Annotated in this window: 18 protein-coding genes; 10 read left to right on the forward strand and 8 right to left on the reverse strand. The window is 61.4% G+C overall.

The features are described 5' to 3' along the window. Window positions 1-5: 5 nt before the first annotated feature. The 4 genes from SPYCW_RS08550 (at window position 6) to SPYCW_RS08560 (ending at window position 3,281) form a co-directional block, all read left to right on the forward strand. A complete protein-coding gene (locus SPYCW_RS08550) occupies window positions 6-974 on the forward strand; it encodes a magnesium and cobalt transport protein CorA (protein WP_120218196.1) in 969 nt (322 codons plus the stop codon). Window positions 975-1,209: 235 nt separating this feature from the next. Further along, window positions 1,210-1,359, forward strand: coding sequence for a hypothetical protein (locus SPYCW_RS18970; RefSeq protein ID WP_172595458.1), 150 nt, complete (start codon window positions 1,210-1,212; stop codon window positions 1,357-1,359). A gap of 60 nt (window positions 1,360-1,419) precedes the next feature. Then, on the forward strand, window positions 1,420-2,703 hold the full coding sequence (locus tag SPYCW_RS08555; RefSeq protein ID WP_120216432.1) for a thiolase family protein: 1,284 nt from the start codon (window positions 1,420-1,422) through the stop codon (window positions 2,701-2,703). Window positions 2,704-2,717: 14 nt separating this feature from the next. Continuing rightward, the gene (locus tag SPYCW_RS08560) at window positions 2,718-3,281 is read left to right on the forward strand and encodes a hypothetical protein (RefSeq protein ID WP_120216433.1); all 564 of its coding nucleotides are present in this window, start codon (window positions 2,718-2,720) and stop codon (window positions 3,279-3,281) included. Window positions 3,282-3,470: 189 nt separating this feature from the next. On the opposite strand, the gene SPYCW_RS08565 is transcribed toward SPYCW_RS08560, so the two are convergent. From SPYCW_RS08565 to rpiA, 3 genes are all read right to left on the reverse strand, one after another. Further along, the gene (locus SPYCW_RS08565; RefSeq protein ID WP_120216434.1) at window positions 3,471-3,737 is read right to left on the reverse strand and encodes a hypothetical protein; all 267 of its coding nucleotides are present in this window, start codon (window positions 3,735-3,737) and stop codon (window positions 3,471-3,473) included. Between the two features lie 70 nt (window positions 3,738-3,807). Continuing rightward, the gene (locus SPYCW_RS08570; protein ID WP_232014893.1) at window positions 3,808-4,245 is read right to left on the reverse strand and encodes a MarR family winged helix-turn-helix transcriptional regulator; all 438 of its coding nucleotides are present in this window, start codon (window positions 4,243-4,245) and stop codon (window positions 3,808-3,810) included. Window positions 4,246-4,585: 340 nt separating this feature from the next. After that, entirely contained in the window at window positions 4,586-5,284 is a 699-nt protein-coding gene (rpiA, locus tag SPYCW_RS08575) for a ribose-5-phosphate isomerase RpiA (RefSeq protein WP_120218197.1), read from the reverse strand. 178 nt (window positions 5,285-5,462) lie between these two features. On the opposite strand from rpiA, the gene gap reads away from it, so the two are divergent. From gap to SPYCW_RS08590, 3 genes are all read left to right on the forward strand, one after another. Continuing rightward, window positions 5,463-6,470: a type I glyceraldehyde-3-phosphate dehydrogenase gene (gene gap / locus SPYCW_RS08580; RefSeq protein ID WP_120216436.1), complete on the forward strand. Its 1,008-nt coding sequence runs from the start codon at window positions 5,463-5,465 to the stop codon at window positions 6,468-6,470. Window positions 6,471-6,549: 79 nt separating this feature from the next. Then, a complete protein-coding gene (locus tag SPYCW_RS08585) occupies window positions 6,550-7,107 on the forward strand; it encodes a MarR family winged helix-turn-helix transcriptional regulator (protein ID WP_120216437.1) in 558 nt (185 codons plus the stop codon). 12 nt (window positions 7,108-7,119) lie between these two features. Next, a complete protein-coding gene (locus SPYCW_RS08590) occupies window positions 7,120-7,608 on the forward strand; it encodes a YkgB family protein (protein ID WP_120216438.1) in 489 nt (162 codons plus the stop codon). Window positions 7,609-8,086: 478 nt separating this feature from the next. Here SPYCW_RS08590 and istB read toward each other — a convergent pair whose 3' ends face one another. The 3 genes from istB to SPYCW_RS08610 form a co-directional block, all read right to left on the reverse strand. Next, complete coding sequence (gene istB / locus SPYCW_RS08600) at window positions 8,087-8,815, reverse strand: IS21-like element helper ATPase IstB (RefSeq protein WP_120216440.1); 729 nt, start codon at window positions 8,813-8,815, stop codon at window positions 8,087-8,089. Further along, window positions 8,802-10,316: an IS21 family transposase gene (gene istA, locus SPYCW_RS08605; protein ID WP_120216441.1), complete on the reverse strand. Its 1,515-nt coding sequence runs from the start codon at window positions 10,314-10,316 to the stop codon at window positions 8,802-8,804. Before istA ends, istB begins: the two co-directional genes overlap by 14 nt. A gap of 563 nt (window positions 10,317-10,879) precedes the next feature. Then, window positions 10,880-11,566 carry an MgtC/SapB family protein gene (locus tag SPYCW_RS08610; RefSeq protein WP_120216442.1) on the reverse strand — a complete coding sequence of 229 codons (687 nt, stop codon included), beginning with the start codon at window positions 11,564-11,566 and terminating at the stop codon, window positions 10,880-10,882. A 404-nt stretch (window positions 11,567-11,970) separates the two neighbouring features. Between SPYCW_RS08610 and SPYCW_RS08615 the strand changes: the two genes are divergently transcribed. Next, window positions 11,971-12,243: an ArsR/SmtB family transcription factor gene (locus SPYCW_RS08615; protein WP_120216443.1), complete on the forward strand. Its 273-nt coding sequence runs from the start codon at window positions 11,971-11,973 to the stop codon at window positions 12,241-12,243. A gap of 96 nt (window positions 12,244-12,339) precedes the next feature. Here SPYCW_RS08615 and SPYCW_RS08620 read toward each other — a convergent pair whose 3' ends face one another. Further along, entirely contained in the window at window positions 12,340-13,293 is a 954-nt protein-coding gene (locus SPYCW_RS08620) for a hypothetical protein (protein ID WP_120216444.1), read from the reverse strand. Continuing rightward, window positions 13,290-13,664, reverse strand: a complete 375-nt coding sequence (locus tag SPYCW_RS18975) for a TauD/TfdA family dioxygenase (protein WP_172595459.1) — start codon at window positions 13,662-13,664, stop codon at window positions 13,290-13,292. Before SPYCW_RS18975 ends, SPYCW_RS08620 begins: the two co-directional genes overlap by 4 nt. Window positions 13,665-14,319: 655 nt before the next feature. Between SPYCW_RS18975 and SPYCW_RS08635 the strand changes: the two genes are divergently transcribed. Together SPYCW_RS08635 and SPYCW_RS18980 are read left to right on the forward strand one after the other, a co-directional pair. Next, on the forward strand, window positions 14,320-14,853 hold the full coding sequence (locus SPYCW_RS08635) for a DUF6079 family protein (RefSeq protein WP_120216447.1): 534 nt from the start codon (window positions 14,320-14,322) through the stop codon (window positions 14,851-14,853). A 993-nt stretch (window positions 14,854-15,846) separates the two neighbouring features. Further along, a complete protein-coding gene (locus tag SPYCW_RS18980) occupies window positions 15,847-16,308 on the forward strand; it encodes a hypothetical protein (protein ID WP_120216448.1) in 462 nt (153 codons plus the stop codon).

Consider the following 16,308-nt stretch of genomic DNA (forward strand, 5'->3'; position numbering starts at 1 on the left):
TGTTCATGACCGTTGCGGCCGCATTTTTCTATGATCAGGGCAAGCGCGTCAGGGAGGTGACCCTTGAAGAGGCCGTGCCATCCAAAGGTCTCAGATCCTCATTTTGCTGGATCGGCCTGACCGACCCGGATGACGCCGAGATGGCAGCGCTGGCGAAAACCTACCGCCTCCATCCCCTCGCCGTTGCAAGCGCGCTCGATCGCGAGCGCCCTCCCAAGCTCGACATCTATAACAGCGAGCTGTTCGTCGTCGCGCGCACGGCCGAACTCGCAGGCGAACGTATCCGCTATGGAATGACGGCAATCTTCGTGGGGCATAATCATCTGATCAGTGTTCGCCATGGTGACGTGGGGGCTTATGGAGGGCTGCGAGACCAGCTGGAAGCTGCCCCTTCGCTGCTGGGTCAGGGCGCGGATTATGTGTTGCACGCCATCCTGCATCACGTCGTCGATCAGTATCTGCCGATCTTCGAAACAATCGAAGATCGCGTCCTCGAGATGGAGCGGCGCTCGCTGGATAGCTTTTTGGGCCGCGAGGAGGTTACCCGGATATTCGGTATCCGGTGTGAACTGACGAAATTTCAGCGCACGCTTGCTGCTATGGCGGAACTCGTGCGCAAGCTTGCTCGGGGTCACTTTCCGTGCATCAGCGCTGCCGTTCAGCCCTATTTCAACGATGTGCTCGATCATGTGAACCGGGTGCAGATGATGGTGGAAAGCCTGCTCCAGGTCCTGACTTCGGTGTTCGAATTCAGTAGCCTGCTCGAACAGCAACGCGTCGGGGTCATCACCAGGCTGCTGGCGGCATGGGCGGCCATATTGGCGGCACCGACGGCGATCTCGAGTATCTACGGCATGAATTTCAGGCGGATGCCAGGGCTATATTCCGAATATGGATATCTGCTGGTGATCGGGGCGATGCTGCTTTTGTGCGTAGCACTTTATATGCGATTCAGGAAACTGAATTGGCTCTAGCGCGGCGAAGCCCGCGCGGCCCTCCGGGGGATCCAGCGCCGCCGAAGCGAGGCGTCGCGCGCCGCAAGAGCATGGCGCCGAACAAGAGTGGATGGGACGCGATTTCCCGTCCCGGGTCGCGAATAAGGCGAGCGGCCGGTAGCACTGTGAAGGAGCTTCAGATGGTCACGCGGGGTTTTACAGGGCGAAGGTCGCACCGCGAAGCCAGGACTTTGCCCGTCGTATCGACAATGAAATGGTCGCCGCGGTCATCAGCCGGCTCCCCGATCGACCCCGGCATGTCTTCCTCTGCGGATCGAACGGCTTCGTGAATGCCGCCGTCGACGGTGCGCTTGCGGCGGGCATCGAAGCCGCCGCGATCAAGACCGAACGCTATGGCGGCTAAGTTGCACCCGGCCCGAGCGCCAAACGCCAGATTTCAACCGACTGTGAAGGAGATGAACCAATGCCCCGCTTTTCCGAGCCCGTCTTCATCGCCGCAGGCCTCCGCACCCCGTTCGGACGCGGCGGCGGCGCATTGGCGTCCTATACGGCTATCTCGCTGTCGGTTCCGCTCGTGCAAGCAATGGCGCATCAGGCCGAACCCGACCTCGTCGTTTGGGGCAGCGTGATTCCCAATCTCGGTTGGAGCAATATCGCGCGCGAAATCTGGCTCGACGCCGGTCTCAATCCGAACGTCCCGGCCTATTCGGTCGTCCTCGCCTGTTCGACCAGCATGACCGCGGCCTTCGCTGCCGCCGGCATGCTGGGAGGCGGAACCGATCTCGCGATGGTCGGCGGCGCCGAGGTGATGAGCCGCGCGTCGATCGCGCTGACTGCCGATGCCGCCAAGCGGGTCACCGATCTGTTCTCGAAAGATCCGTCGGCCGCTCTCGCCGCGCTGCAGAATATGACACAAGAGGACTATGTGTTGCCGACCAAGGGATGGGCCAACCGCATCACCGGACGGACGATGGGCGACCATATGGAGGAGACTGCCAAGACTTGGTCGATCTCGCGCGAGGCGCAGGATGATTGGGCGCTCAAGAGCCACCATAGGTCGATCGCCGGTTGGAACAGCGGCTTTTTCGGCGACCTCGTCATCGCGCTTCCGGAGCTCGAGCGCGACGCCAATCCACGCGCGGACACGTCGGCGGCGAAGCTCGCAGCCCTTCCGCCGGCGTTTGACCGGACGAGCGGCAAGGGAAGCCTGACGGCAGGGAACAGCTCGCCGATCACCGACGGCGCGGCGGGTTGCTGGATCGCGAACGAGGCGGGACTTACAAGGCTGCCCAAGGCAACGCCCTATGCCCGCCTCGTCGATTATGAGGTTTCAGCGGTCGATCACGCGAGCGAAGGCCTTTTGATGGCGCCTTCCTACGCGATCCCTCGGCTGCTGGCGCGCCACGGCCTTGGATATGCCGACATCGATCTGTGGGAAATTCACGAAGCGTTCGCGGCGCAGGTTCTCGCCAACGTCGCTGCGATCGACGATGCTGCGTGGGTCCGTAGCAAGACGGGTGTGAATGCAGAACTTGGCGCCTTCGACTGGGACCGGGTCAATCCGAACGGCGGCTCAGTTGCGATCGGGCATCCCTTCGGTGCGACCGGTGCGCGCGACCTCAGCCAAGCCGTGAAGGAACTTTGGCCGATGCCGGCAGGATCGCGCGCGATCGTCAGCATTTGTGCCGACGGAGGCCAGGGAACGGTCGCGCTGCTGGAGCGCGGCGATTTTTCTCCAGGGCAGTAAAGCGGGAGGTGGCGTTGAGGCTCGACGCAGCGGATATTCTGGACGCGATCAGGAAGCTTTTCGGAAAGGGCTTCGATCGACGTTACGGGGCGGGGCCCGCCGGCCTCGTCGATCTCGCGCGAGGCTCGGCGCTGAAGCCGAGCGAAACTTGTGTCGAGGCCGCGCTCCGTTTCGAGAGTGCGCATGATGTCGGCGACGCGTCGAACATATATGCCATACGGAATCTCGCGACCGGAGAAAAAGGGATCCTGATCGACGAGTTCGATGTGTTCGACGAGCTTTGCGCGCGGGCGCTGGCAAAGCAGCTTGCCGAGAAGCGCGAGACGACAAGCGTCGATGACGGCGGCATCCCGAGCAAGCACGGTCTTCGCAAGGTGCTCAAGAGCGATTTCGATCGAGACCCAACGCGCTACGTGCTGCGCGAGGGATTTCCAGACTTTCCGCCCTGCCCATTCGGCGGTGCGTTCTCGATCCTCGGATTTGATCTCGCCAGCGGGGAATATGTTTGGCTCGTGACGAGCATCATCAGGGATCCGAGGCTCGCGCGCATCCCCTATCGACGCGCGGCGCACGAATAGGGCCGGGCCTATGGCGGAGGTCTGAGACACCGAAATCGATGGAAGTTTCAGGGTATCGACCATGAATAAGGACGACATCAGGGCGGCGATGCTCGCGCTCGAAGCTCCGGCAAGGCCGGCGAGACGGTGGCGTATAACGCGCGCGAGCTGTTACCGAAAACATATCCGAGCAAGCGCCGGATCCGGCGCTCAGGTCGCAGGCGTGAAATCTGCGACGAACGCCCTCACCTTCGCTTCGGGCATTTCGCAGGGCTTCAACAATGTGCGCCCCGCCTGAAGCCGATAGAGATTGAAGCTGATGAAATCGGTGCCCGCCAACTCACGGGCAAAGAGACTGTTCCTCTTGCCATCGTCCGAAGATTGTCTGGTCACCCCATAGCGGCGGCCGAGATACAGGCCTTCGCTATAACCTTCTGGAATAGCCTCGAGCGCGGCTTCAAAATCGGAGATCGACATGGCGCACCCTATATAGGGATGGCGATGACGACGGACCATCCGGTGCCAAATGGCCGGATGCGGGATGCGCTCAAGCCCGGCCCGGGAAACCCGATGGCGGCGCTGTATCCAGCGCACGGCGCGCCAGTTCCGCATCGACCGGACATTGCTTGCAATCAGCATAAGAGCAAAGGCGGCACACATGGAAGGAATGTTCGCGGTCCTTGAGACGCGACTGCAGCACGCGCTCGGAAATCCGGGCGAGGGTGTCGATTTCCTCGCTGGTGAGTACCGACAGCCCGTCCGAGATGATCTGATCGCGTTCGCGAAGCACCTCTTTGCTGACGGATTTGCCATTGCTGGTCAGGAAAAGCGAGCGCGTTCGCCCATCGGTCCTATGCCCGCGCCGCTCGATCAGCCCATCGGCAACGAGGCGATCGACCAGTCGAACCGTGCCCGCGTGCGACAGTCCCACCCCTGCCGCCAATGACCGGATCGACAGCCCCGGCTCGTGCGCGAGCAAGGCCAAGGCCGACGCTGTGGGACCCGCTTCAGGCGCTCGGAGCGCCGTAGCGCGTTGGATATCGTCGCTGATCATGAGCGCAAACGCGCCAAATATATTTCGCTCTCGAGCACCACTCATGCAGCGGCTATATGTGCGTGGAACATAGACAGCAAGCCGGAGCGTCCGTTCTAAAACCAGCCCGCCCATCTCAGATGCATCCCCCTTCCCCAAAATCTGCCGGTTTTGGGCCAAATCTCGAAAGCATCGACCTCAGCAATCGCAATCTGCGCGAGCGGATCTCCATAGCCGCCAGCTATGAAATCACCCGCCACCGGTGCAGCCACCGATGGGTGCGGACGCGGCTTCAGGGACTGGCAGCGGCATCCCCGCGGTGCATGACCTCGACCTCATGGCCGCGGGCCACAACGACCGACTCAATTTCGGTCAGAAACAGACCGTGACCAGCAATCCCCGGGATCGAGGCGAGAGTCGCCGCCAACTCGTCGGGATCCAGGATCGAGCCCAAGGCGACATCGAATATGATGTTGCCCTGATCGGTCTGGAAGGGAGCGCCGCTGTTTGATCGCAAGGCAACCGGGACATCGAGCATCCTAAGTCGGCGTTCGACAAAGGCCGCGGCGAACGGCACGACCTCCACCGGCAACGGAAATCGGCCCAACATCGTGACCGTCTTGCTGGAATCGACCGCAACGATGACACGATCCGAGGCCTCTGCCACGATCTTCTCGCGCAAGAGAGCGCCGCCGCCGCCTTTGATCGCTCTGAAATGTCGATCGACCTCGTCAGCGCCGTCGATCGTGAGATCGACCCTGTCCACCCGATCGAACGGGACGAGCGGGACGCCGAGCGTTCGCGCGAGATTCTCCGTCGCCTGCGATGTCGCCGTCGCTTTGATCCGAAGCCCGCCCGCAATTTTTTCCGACAGGATATGAATGACGTGCGCGGCAGTGCTGCCCGTGCCCAGCCCTACCAGCATATCCGGTTGCACTTCGGCGACGGCGCGCGCCGCCGCGAGCTGCTTCTCGCGATCCAGGTCGCTCATCCCAATATCCTTCGAAAGGCTGCGAGAATTGACCTTGCGCAAATCCAATCAAATTTCGCCACCAGATGCCCTGCCTCCTTCGGACTTGATCTCCAACGCGGCCAGTTCTTGATATATGCTCCGTGCACATATATCAAACGCCCATGCGTGCTGACGGGTTTTCTCAAGAGGTGGTTATATGGCGATACGGGTGGCGATCAACGGTTTCGGACGCATCGGACGGCTCGTGCTGCGTTCCATCATCGAATATGACCGGCGCGATATCGAGGTCGTTGCGATCAACGACCTCGGCCCGGTGTCGACCCTGGCGCACCTCCTGCAATATGACTCGGTCCACGGGCGCTTCCCGCGCACCGTCGAGTTCGGCGCGGATTGGATCGACGTCGGCTTGGGCAAGATCGAGGTCACAGCTGAGCGCGATCCCAGCGGCCTTCCGCACGGGAGACTGGGTGTCGACATAGCTCTGGAGTGCACCGGGATATTCACAGCCCGCGGGCAGGCGAACGCGCATTTGGAGGCAGGCGCGAAGCGCGTCCTGATATCGGCTCCAGGCGAAGGCGCGGACAAGACCATTGTCTACAAGGTCAATCACGACACATTGACGCGCGAGGACCTGGTCGTCTCGAACGGATCCTGCACGACGAATGTATTGGCGCCCGTCGCCAAGGTTCTGCACGAGCTTTTCGGGATCGAGCGCGGTTACATGACAACGGTGCATGCCTATACCGGCGACCAGCCGACGCTCGATACCGTCCATAAGGACCTCTACCGCGGTCGCGCTGCCGCCTTGTCGATGATCCCGACGTCGACCGGAGCCGCAAGTGCGATCGGCCTTGTTCTCCCCGAGCTGAAAGGCAAATTGCACGGATCATCGATCCGGGTGCCGACCCCCAATGTCTCGGTTGTCGATCTCACCGTCGTTGCGGGCCGCGACGTCACGAGCGAGGAGATCAATGCGGCCCTTTGCGACGCGGCGCAGGGCCCGATGGAGGGCGTCTTGGCGGTGGTGACTGCCCCGCTGGTATCGGTCGATCTGAATCATAGCCCTGCCTCTTCCAACGTCGCGTTGCCGCAGACCCACGTAGTGGACAAAAGTCTCGCCCGCATCCTCACCTGGTATGACAATGAATGGAGCTTCGCGACGCGAATGGGTGACACGGCGCTGGCGATGGCAAAGCTGATCTGACGAGGCACACCATCGACGACTGGACTCCTGCGCCGCCGCACTTTATATGCACCACGCATATTTATGGCGGGATCTTGTCATGGGACAGTCTGGCGACCGTTTGATCAACCTGTTCGGCGCGGTTTCCCAAGGCGTTTCAGATCGGGTTCGTGTCGCAATTTCGGATGCCTTTCCAGTGGGCGGTGAAGCGGCGGCGGCGCTCATCGTTATCGGCCACAATCCTGGAATGTCGATTGAGCAGATCAGCCGGATATTGCGGCTGTCGCATGCGGGCACGGTCAGGCTCGTGAAGCGCCTCGCCAGCCAGAATCTTGTGGCAAAGACTCCGTCATCCTCGGATCGAAGGATGGCCTGCGTCATCCTGACGCCGGCTGGGGAAGTGCAGTGCGCCGAGCTGCTGACGGTGCGAAACAGGGCCGTCGCCGAGCTGTTGGAAGGCGTTCCGGGCCCCGACTGTGCCGCACTCGAGCGCATAGCCCAAAGCGTTTTGATCTCACTTTTCGAGCAGATTGCACCTGGAGAGCTGTCGGCATGCCGGTTCTGCGACCAACGGCACTGCAAAGATTGTCCGATGAAGCCGCGGCGAGGAAGTTTCCCATCGCATCCATCGGGCCGCAATCCCATCCACCACAGGTAAGGAACAACAGTGATGCGTTTTCTCGATAACTATGAATTTCTCGTCCCTGAAAGAAGCCGCGGCGAACTGGCTCTCTTGCGCTGGACGCTTGTCATCGTCTTTCTCTGGTTCGGCGGCATGAAGTTTACCGCCTATGAAGCCGAGGGTATCGCGCCGTTCATATCAAACAGCCCAATTATGAGCTGGCTCAATATGTTCGGAGTGCGCGGTCAGAGCTATTTCATCGGGATTATCGAGCTGGCTACGGCGCTCGCGCTGAGCATCGGCGCCTTCAGGCCCTTCTTCTCAGCGCTGGGTTCTGCAATGTCGGTTTCGACCTACCTCATCACTCTCACCTTTTTCGCCTCCACCCCCGGTGTCGCTGAGCAAACCGCGGGGGGTTTTCCGGCAATCTCGGCCGCGCCCGGGCAGTTCCTGCTCAAGGACGCGGTGCTGCTGGCTGCCTCGCTGGTGCTGCTTTTCGGCTCCGTCCGCTCGCACGCGCGGCAAGCGGGACGTTGAGCCGCGCCAGACCCCAGTAAAAGCCCGGAGCGACGCTGACGGTCGGCTCATAGTCGATGACCTTGTAGACCACGTTCGGCTGCGGCTCGATCCGCGAAAAGCCGAGATCGATTTCGCCGCGCTGGACTGCGGCACCGATCGCCGGCGAGAAGTCGCTCGTGACGCGAAAATCGGTCGCCTGGAGTTCGTCGCGCAGCAAGCTCGTGACATGTCGCAGCCACTCGACCTCGTGACCGGTGAGAAATCCGACGGCGAAACTCGCCTTGGCAGGTCGTGCCGCGCGCCGCGCCGCGGCAATGGCTGTCAATCGGCGTGCAAACGGGACCCCCTATCGGCGCGCAAAAGGGACCCCCTTACACGATGGCGCAAGGTTGATCGGACACGCGCCTTTGCGCTGCGCGCGGCGTAGGGAGGGCGGAGCCCGACCGGAGGCGCGCGCAGCGCAAAGCATCTTTTAATCGGAGGTCGGCGGGGGTGATCAGCTGCGGTTTTTGAAGCGCCAGCTGTCATTGCCGGTCTCGACGATGTCGCAATGATGGGTGACGCGATCGAGCAGCGCGGTGGTCATCTTGGGATCGCCGAACACGGTGGGCCATTCACCGAACGCGAGGTTGGTGGTGATGATGACGCTAGTCTGCTCGTAGAGCTTGCTGACCAGATGGAACAGCAGTTGGCCGCCTGAGCGGGCGAACGGCAGATATCCCAGTTCGTCGAGCACGATCAGGTCGAGGCGGGATAGCTGGGCGGCGAGAGCGCCGCTCTTGCCGATCCTGGCCTCCTCTTCGAGGCGGGTCACCAGATCGACGGTGTTGAAGTAGCGGCCTCGGGCACCCGAGCGAACGACATTGGCGGCGATGGCGATGGCAAGGTGGGTCTTCCCGGTGCCCGTGCCGCCGACCAGGACGATGTTGCGCCGAGCGGGCAGGAACGAGCCGCTGTGCAATGAACGCACCAGCCCCTCGTTGATCGGTGTGCCCTCGAACCGGAACGCATCGATATCCTTCACGACCGGCAGCCGGGCGGCCGCCATCCGGTATCGGATCGAGGCGGCATGGCGATGTGTTGCTTCCGCCCGCAGAAGGTCGGTCAGTATCTCCATAGTGGTGCGCTGGCGCTGAAGGCCGGTGGTGACCGCATCGTCGAACGCGCCCGCCATGCCCTTGAGCCCAAGCCCGCGCATCGCCTCGATCATGTCATGCCGCTGCATCGAAGGTCCTCAGCTGGTCGTAACGGGCGCAGTCGGCGATCGGCGGATGGCGCAAGGCGCTGTCCTCGGAGGTGATGATGGTGAGCGGTCGCGGCGGTTCGCGGCGCCGCGCCAGGATGTTGAGGATCAGGTCGTCGCTCGCCGTGCCGGTCGCCAACGCCTCGCGCACGGCCGCTTCGATCGGCTCCAGGCCATCGGTCAGCACGGCCGATAGCACACGGACGAACCGGCGGTCGGCATCGTCGCCATTGCCAAGCTTGCGGCGCAGGCGCGCCAGCGCCGGCGGCAGATCCCAGTCCTGGAAGGGCGCGCCGTTCCGCAGCGCACCGGGCTTGCGGGCCAGCACCGGCAGATAATGCCAGGGGTCATAGATCGTGCGGTTGCGCCCGAAGTAGCGGGGATGCTCGGCGACAACCTCCTCGCCGCAGCGCACGACAATGCGGTCGGCATAGGCGCGGACCTGCACCGTCCGCCGCGCCACCGTCGAGAGAACCGAGTAGCGGTTGCGATCGAAGCTGATCAGGCAGGTGCCCGTCACCGCATGCTCGCTCTCGTTAAAGCCGTCGAACGGTCCCAGCATCGGCTGCAGTGCCGATCGCTCGATCTCCAGCGCCTGCGCCACGGTCAGCTCGCCCTGTTCCGGGTGTGCCTGTCGTTCCGCCCAGCGCTGGCACTCGGCCTCCAGCCAGCCATTGAGCTCGTCGAGGCTGGCGAACCGCAACCGGGGTTGGAAGAAGCGGCCCCGGATCGTCTGCACCTGGTTCTCGACCTGGCCCTTCTCCCATCCCGCCGCAGGCGAGCAGGCGGTGGGCTCGACCATATAATGGTCGGTCATGATCAGGAACCGCCGGTTGAAGACCCGCTCCTTGCCGGTGAACACGCTCGTCACCGCCGTCTTCATATTATCGTAGATGCCGCGGCCCGGCACGCCGCCGAAGAAAGCAAAGCCGCGCGCATGCGCGTCGAACAGCATCTCCTGACTCTCGCGCGGATAGGCCCGGACATAGACCGCCCGCGATGCACACAGCCGCATATGCGCAACCTTCACGCGCATCGGCTTGCCGGCGATCTCCACATCCTCATGGCTCCAGTCGAACTGGTAGGCCTCGCCCGGCTTGAACATCAGCGGGATGAAGGCGGTGACACCATCGCCGGCATCCTTGCGCCGGTCGGCCTTCCAGCGCGCCGCGTAGCGCCGAACGGCATCGTAGGAACCCTCAAAACCTTCGCGCTCCAGCAGATCATGTATCCGCGTCATCCGCAGTCGCTCGCGCCTGCCGCGCACCTCGTTCTCTTCCAGCAGTGTGTTCAGGCGATCCTGAAACGGCCCGATCCACGGCAGCGGCTGAACCTTGCGCTGATAGTCGAATGCGCCTTCCGGCGCCCGGATCGCCTTGCGGATCACCTTCCGCGACACATGCAAATCCCGCGCGATCGCCTTGATCGCCTTACCACCGGCATACTCGCGCCGAATCCGAACCACTGTCTCCAAAACCAACATCCCGATCTCGCCGCCTGAAAATCCAGCCGGCTGCTTAAACCATCGAAATGAGGGGTCCCTTTTAGACGCCGATCACCCCGCTAACGGGGTCCTTTTTGCACGCCGATCCACACATTGCCGTTGTAGAGAGCAGGACTGCACCAGCAGCGGCGCCTAGGATGAAAAAGCTTTTCATGGGACTGGACCTTCATCGAAAAAGCGGGTGGCTCTTGAGCCGGAGATTTGGTGGGCAAATCCGCCGCTATCGCTCAGGGAAGTTCATTCTTCGCAAGCGGTGCGGATATCCCGGCCCACCATTTAACGCTCGGGGGGTGCCTCGGTTGCTAAGATCGCATGAAATAGGGGGTATTCGGATTTACTGTGGAAATATATCCAGCACGAAACATCTTGGTGCACATGTCCGGCGGCGGTTAGGCTGCAAGCCACGACAAGCTTTGCGAGGCGCCTCGCCGCATCGAGCGCGATAAGGCTGCGCTTCCGCAAGTTGATCGCGGCATTGTGATCCCCACGCCGATCAGCGGCATGCCGACATGATGACTGCTCAAAAAGCGTTGATCGTCCATTCAGGCTTGTTGCGGGCGAATTTCAAAGCTGGTGACGTTTGGGTCACCCGACAGGCTGGCGGCCAGCTGCTCGGCGCGGTTTTCGCTATAGCCTTGCGCGATGGCGCCATATTCTACGACATCATCGTTCATCGACTGGTCGATGGTGATGGATCGGAGCTTGTGGTCAGCGAGCAGCGTGCCGAAATCGCTCAGTGCGATGGCCTTTGACCGCCGATAGCGAGCTTTAAGATGCACGATGCGCTGTTGCGGAGCGCGCCGGTCGGTGATCGTGACGGCGGCCAGCACCAGAACCGTCGCGGTCGCCGCGAAGATCGCCAGCTCATAAAAGCCGATGCCGAACAATATGCCCAGCGTCGCGGTCATCCACAGCGAAGCGGCGGTCGTGAGCCCGTGGACGTTAAACCCTTCGCGGAAGATTGCCCCGCCGCACAGAAAGCCGATGCCGGTCAAGATACCATGCGCCATGCGCACCGGATCGATGCGGACCACCTCGACCGGGGCGTCGTTGAGCCATGCCATCTGATGCACCGCCGACAGCATCAACAGGCAGCAGGACAGGCCCACCAGGATATGCGTCCGCAGTCCAGCGGGGCTGGCCCGATATTCGCGTTCGGCGCCGACAATCGCGCTCGCCACAATCGCGCCGATGATCGGCCAGAACAAGTCGGCGTCGAGCAGCTCCAACTATTTTGTCCAATTAATGGCGCCGGCGAGACAGCGGATACGGAATGCTACGCAGCGGGATGGCAAGGAAGATGTCACAAATTTGTAACGCGCGCTGGCTGCGGCGGTTGCAACGCGCGTTTTCGCCGCCGTTTTTTTCGCAAATCTTTGAATCATGAAGAAACGGCGCTGCTGAAACAAGCGGTTGGAAACCGGAAGACTGACGGGAAGATGACGGGCGATGCCATGTGTCGTCGAGACACGGATTGACTTAGCGCAGCCTAGGACTGTTGGTTTTGCGCGCGATCGCTGAGGACGATAAATCGTTTCATAATTTCGCGAATTGTAATAGGTTAACGCTTCTTAAGGATAGAAAGTGAATTTCTGACGCTTGTCGGCGCTGCGCTTTCGTTTGAGGAGGCGGAATGGAAAAGAAAAAAGCCCGGATGGTGATGAGCGCTCTGAGCCAGGAAACGCGGCTCGCGGTATTCACGCTGCTTCGCTCAGCAGACGATGAGGGTATGCCGGCAGGAGCGATTTCGGACGCGACGAAGACATCACCCACGGCAATGAGCGCGCACCTTGCCATATTGTCACAGGCGGGACTGGTAAAATCTAAGAAAATCGGCAGGAGCGTAATTTACCGCGCAGTGCCTCGGGTTATCGATGACTTGGCGGAATTTCTGAAAAGCATTTAGTATCGTTCGAAATGACCACACAGGCCGAACGGCTGGCGCTAGAGATGACGAACGGCGCGCAATTGTGCGAGGAGAAGTTGGACCCACGTCCGGGCATTACCGTTCGTTATTGTCATCCTCGTATGCTGCCCATTCATCTTCCTCGGGGGCGTAGAACTGGGCGGCGTCATATTCCTGAGTGTTGGTGAAGCGGTCCGCGATGCCGACGACGGCGAGCCGCGACAGGTTGTTGATGCGCAGACCGCAGGCCACGCATTCAAAGTGCGTCGGCAGATGTTCCTGCCGATCGATGATGATGTCGTCGGCCAAAGTGCGTGTGGCGGCAGCCACCGGCTCACCGAACACAAGTGAGGGCGAACCGCAGGCGGGGCATTCAACCCGGTGGCCTGTGTGTCGACTGGCCCATAGTTCAGACTGGGCGATAAGCTTAGCACGCTCAGCATCACCCTTTGCCTCCCACACTTTGCGGTGAGCCTCGACCTCACCCTTTACCGCCATCGCGCTTTTGTCCGCTGCAGCAGCGATCAAGGCGTCGGCGGCTTTTGCCTCGGCCGCGCCGACAAAATCGGTGAGAGACAACCCCATTGATTCCAGCAATACCGAACAAGTGTCGTAATACCGCGGCTGCCAACTCGAGCCCTTGATGCCGTCAAACGCAAGGTCCCCCGAATGCAGCTCCATGTTACGCCGACCAGTGTGCAGCACGCCAAAGCTCTCATGCTCCGGCTGGAAATTCGGCAGCAGCGTCCTGAGACGCCTGAACACCTCGCTGATCTGGATCGATTTCGGCGAGAACTTGTCGACCGGCTCGAAGCCAAGGGCGCTGATCAGGTTGGAAGCATTGCGGTCCGCCTCAGCCAGCAACGCCGGATGCACGTTGGATAAAGCCGCGCGCGCCAGAAGTTCGAGCGACAGGCTCGTCCAAAGGGCGTAGTCCCAACTGTCCTTGGCGAGTTCGTGCGCCTGCTGAACAAAACGCTCGGCCTTATCATAGAGCGCTTGGGCATCCCATGTGAGCGGAAGATCGCCCGGCTCCAATGTCTGCTTCATCCAACGGTCTCCAGGTAAACGCGTTCAAGGTGTCTATCATGATGCTGGGGCGACGCCGCAGTCCGGGCGTGAAGCATGCGCCAGTTGTCCACGACCATAGTGTCGCCCTGGTCGACGAGCGCAACCGATTCCGGAGTCAGAGAACCGATGACGTCGCGCATAGCCTCAAAGGCTTTCCTCCCCACGTCGCTTGCAGGCTTCAAGAAGACATCATCCCATCGGATAGCAGCCACAGCGTTGCGCCGATCCAGAAGTCGAAGAAGTCGCATCTTTCCGGCCAGGGGACGCCTGGGAATGACCACGGCTCTGCTCAACACATCATCGCCGATCGTGGCTGCGATGACCGTCCCGTCGAGAAGCAACGTGGGCATCTCGGCGTATCCCTTGCGGCATCGCAACAGAAGGAAGCGCGGCGGAACGGGCCAATGTGCGAGGTCGGTATGAAAGGGAAACGAACGTAACCCAAATATCCCGCTGTAAGTGTTCGGCGTCGAAGTAGCCTGCGGAACTAGATGCTGCAAGACGGCACCCGGCCAAGCTTCGGTTGGCTTTCCGACACTGGCTGCCAACTGCTCGGTGCTAATACCGGGAGCGCACCGGCGAACGACGGCGTAACCTTTGGCTAGGACATGATCTCTCAGTCCGCCGATGTTATCTAAAATCATGCCAAAGACATAAACGGGCGACCTCGTTGGCGAAAGATCCGCGACCGAATTTAATAAATTTAGAAAAAGCGCTTGGTCGAAAGGCTCCTTCTTCCTAGAACCACGGAAGCATGGGGGAAAACGGTAATCTGGAACTGCTGCGCCTTGTTGGCGAGGCCCTTTACGGTGATCGGTGGCAAGCACCGATTGCTGTGGATCTCGGCGTGTCCGATCGCGCGGTGCGCTACTGGCTGTCCAAAGCAACCCCCTGCCCCGACGACACCGGGAGCCGGCTGCTTGAGATCGTAGCGCGGAAGCGAGACGCGCTCGCACATCTCGAAGAGCAGGTTCGCTCCCGCACCGTGAATAGCGGGGCCACGTCATGATCGACCACGTGATGGCCGCTGCCGAGGCGAGCCGCATGCTTGAAGCCACGGGCGCCGCGAGCGGCAAGCCGATCCTGCTTGTCGGCGACGAGGCTAACCGTAGCGCAACCTTGGCGGCGATGTCAGTGCAGACGTCTACGACACCGCTTAATCTCGGCATCGAACTATCCCAGGCGTTGATTGATGCGACGGGCGCCCGGTTGAGTCTGTCCGCCGCAATCCTCAGCATGCGACCGTCGGATCCGATCCTGCTCCTCGATCGCATCCAAATACTGATGCTCCCGCAGCTCAAAGTGAATGTGCTCGACACGCTCGTCCGCGTCGCACGTCGAAGGCCTGTATCCGCTCGAATGGTTTGGGCTAAGGGGTTTTCGGTGCGGGAGCGGGCAGACGTTAAAGTCGACGATACCGTCAACTTTCGGGAATACGTCAACGCCGCCGCGGGCTTCCTACTCGCGCCCCACTTTGAGGAAGTCTATCCGGAATATAAGCGTAATAGCTTCCAGGTATCCTCGAGCAGGGCGACTTGATCGCCGATGCAACGGTCGCCTCGGACCACTTCCGCAAATCGCGACCACACCGCTCGCGGCCCAGTCCCACGACAAGGATCTCGGGGAAACCGGCAATGAGCATTTCCCCGAGATTTCAACCCGCGGTCACCCGATACTGCATTCTTGGTAGATCGCGTTTCAGGCATACGGCACGACCTCACGACGACTTGTGAGGTAGTCGGCGGGACCGCGTGGTCGGTCTGCCAGCTTCGGCCGGCTGCGCACTGAGTCTGCCAACGCGGCAAGATGCCTAAGGCACCCAGTCAACACGGCGGTGCATCTCAAAAAATTCACCATGAAGAACGGATGTGCGGCTCACGCCCACAATCCTGCCGACGGCATTCTCGCTCGTGCTCGGCTCTAGGTGGCGCCGGCCCACAACTTCAGACACTCGCGCCGCGACGCGGGCGCGAAATCGAGCCCGACCCAACTTTTAGCGGTGACATGATTCAAAATAGGAGAAAAATAATGGCGGACACTGGTTCCGGCGACAATTCGTCGCGCCCTGGTGAGATCGACCTTAGCGGAGTCGCGCCACTACGCCGTGCAGAGACGCGACGCAGAATAGAGGCAATCCGAGCGTATCTCAACATTCCCTCACCGAGCCGCGCCGATCGCGCGGTGCATGCTCAAAGCTTGGGGATTGGCACCCAGCAATTCATGTTGCTGGTCAAAGCTTGGGCGGCGCATGGCGAGGCGGTGGCGATCGGAAAGGCTGGTGCATATGCCGGTGCCGCTCGTGGTGTTCGACGTCGGGGGTTGCCGCCGGCGACGCGCGCCGCCGCGGAGAGCGCTTTGCGCGCACTCCCGACTTCCGCGAGTCACCGCGAGGCGATCGCAGCGGTGCAGGCAGCTTGCCGCAGACTGAAGACCAGGCCGCCATCCAACAGCATGGTTTCCTACCTCCGCATGGGACTACGGGGCACCGCGGATGGTGGACCCAGACTGCTTGTAGGCCGCGCTACCGCATTAATGCCTGTCATCACCGGCGATGCGCTCGCGCTCCCAGAAGTCGCATTGGCGGTGGAAGAACGTAGCGGGACTATTCATGCTGCCGCGATCATCGATTGCACGACCGGCTGCCCTCCAGAATGGTTTGAAGCGGAGGTAAAGCGCGCTGCTAGGAAGGTTGATGGCCCCGTCACCATAGGAATTGATGACGACCTCATCCTCGGCGCCGTCAAGGACCCCCGCGTGGTATCGCGCTTCAAGGCGGGGCGGATGCTGGCCAAGGCGATCGGCCGCGGCGTCGGCGGCGTTCGCTTGACATACGGGCCCCTTGCTTCGCGCGATCCGAAGCGCGCCCTGCGTGCGAAGGATGACGAGCCGCTTGATTTGGCTGAGGCGGTAACAGTGCTGTCGGCAGAAGTTGCGGCGCATAACGCTTCCCGAACTAGCTTACCGGTTACAGGCGACACGAGCAAGCAGCCCTGA

The organism is Sphingopyxis sp. EG6 (assembly GCF_003609815.1).
Lineage (GTDB): Bacteria > Pseudomonadota > Alphaproteobacteria > Sphingomonadales > Sphingomonadaceae > Sphingopyxis.

Coding starts and splice junctions, on each gene's coding strand:
- SPYCW_RS08550 (WP_120218196.1), top strand. CDS start 6: ATGACCGTTGCGGCCGCATTTTTCTATGATCAGGGCAAGCGCGTCAGG.
- SPYCW_RS18970 (WP_172595458.1), top strand. CDS start 1,210: ATGGTCGCCGCGGTCATCAGCCGGCTCCCCGATCGACCCCGGCATGTC.
- SPYCW_RS08555 (WP_120216432.1), top strand. CDS start 1,420: ATGCCCCGCTTTTCCGAGCCCGTCTTCATCGCCGCAGGCCTCCGCACC.
- SPYCW_RS08565 (WP_120216434.1), bottom strand. CDS start 3,737: ATGTCGATCTCCGATTTTGAAGCCGCGCTCGAGGCTATTCCAGAAGGT.
- rpiA (WP_120218197.1), bottom strand. CDS start 5,284: ATGAGCGACCTGGATCGCGAGAAGCAGCTCGCGGCGGCGCGCGCCGTC.
- gap (WP_120216436.1), top strand. CDS start 5,463: ATGGCGATACGGGTGGCGATCAACGGTTTCGGACGCATCGGACGGCTC.
- SPYCW_RS08585 (WP_120216437.1), top strand. CDS start 6,550: ATGGGACAGTCTGGCGACCGTTTGATCAACCTGTTCGGCGCGGTTTCC.
- SPYCW_RS08590 (WP_120216438.1), top strand. CDS start 7,120: ATGCGTTTTCTCGATAACTATGAATTTCTCGTCCCTGAAAGAAGCCGC.
- istB (WP_120216440.1), bottom strand. CDS start 8,815: ATGCAGCGGCATGACATGATCGAGGCGATGCGCGGGCTTGGGCTCAAG.
- istA (WP_120216441.1), bottom strand. CDS start 10,316: ATGTTGGTTTTGGAGACAGTGGTTCGGATTCGGCGCGAGTATGCCGGT.
- SPYCW_RS08615 (WP_120216443.1), top strand. CDS start 11,971: ATGGAAAAGAAAAAAGCCCGGATGGTGATGAGCGCTCTGAGCCAGGAA.
- SPYCW_RS08620 (WP_120216444.1), bottom strand. CDS start 13,293: ATGAAGCAGACATTGGAGCCGGGCGATCTTCCGCTCACATGGGATGCC.
- SPYCW_RS18975 (WP_172595459.1), bottom strand. CDS start 13,664: ATGCCCACGTTGCTTCTCGACGGGACGGTCATCGCAGCCACGATCGGC.
- SPYCW_RS08635 (WP_120216447.1), top strand. CDS start 14,320: ATGATCGACCACGTGATGGCCGCTGCCGAGGCGAGCCGCATGCTTGAA.
- SPYCW_RS18980 (WP_120216448.1), top strand. CDS start 15,847: ATGCCTGTCATCACCGGCGATGCGCTCGCGCTCCCAGAAGTCGCATTG.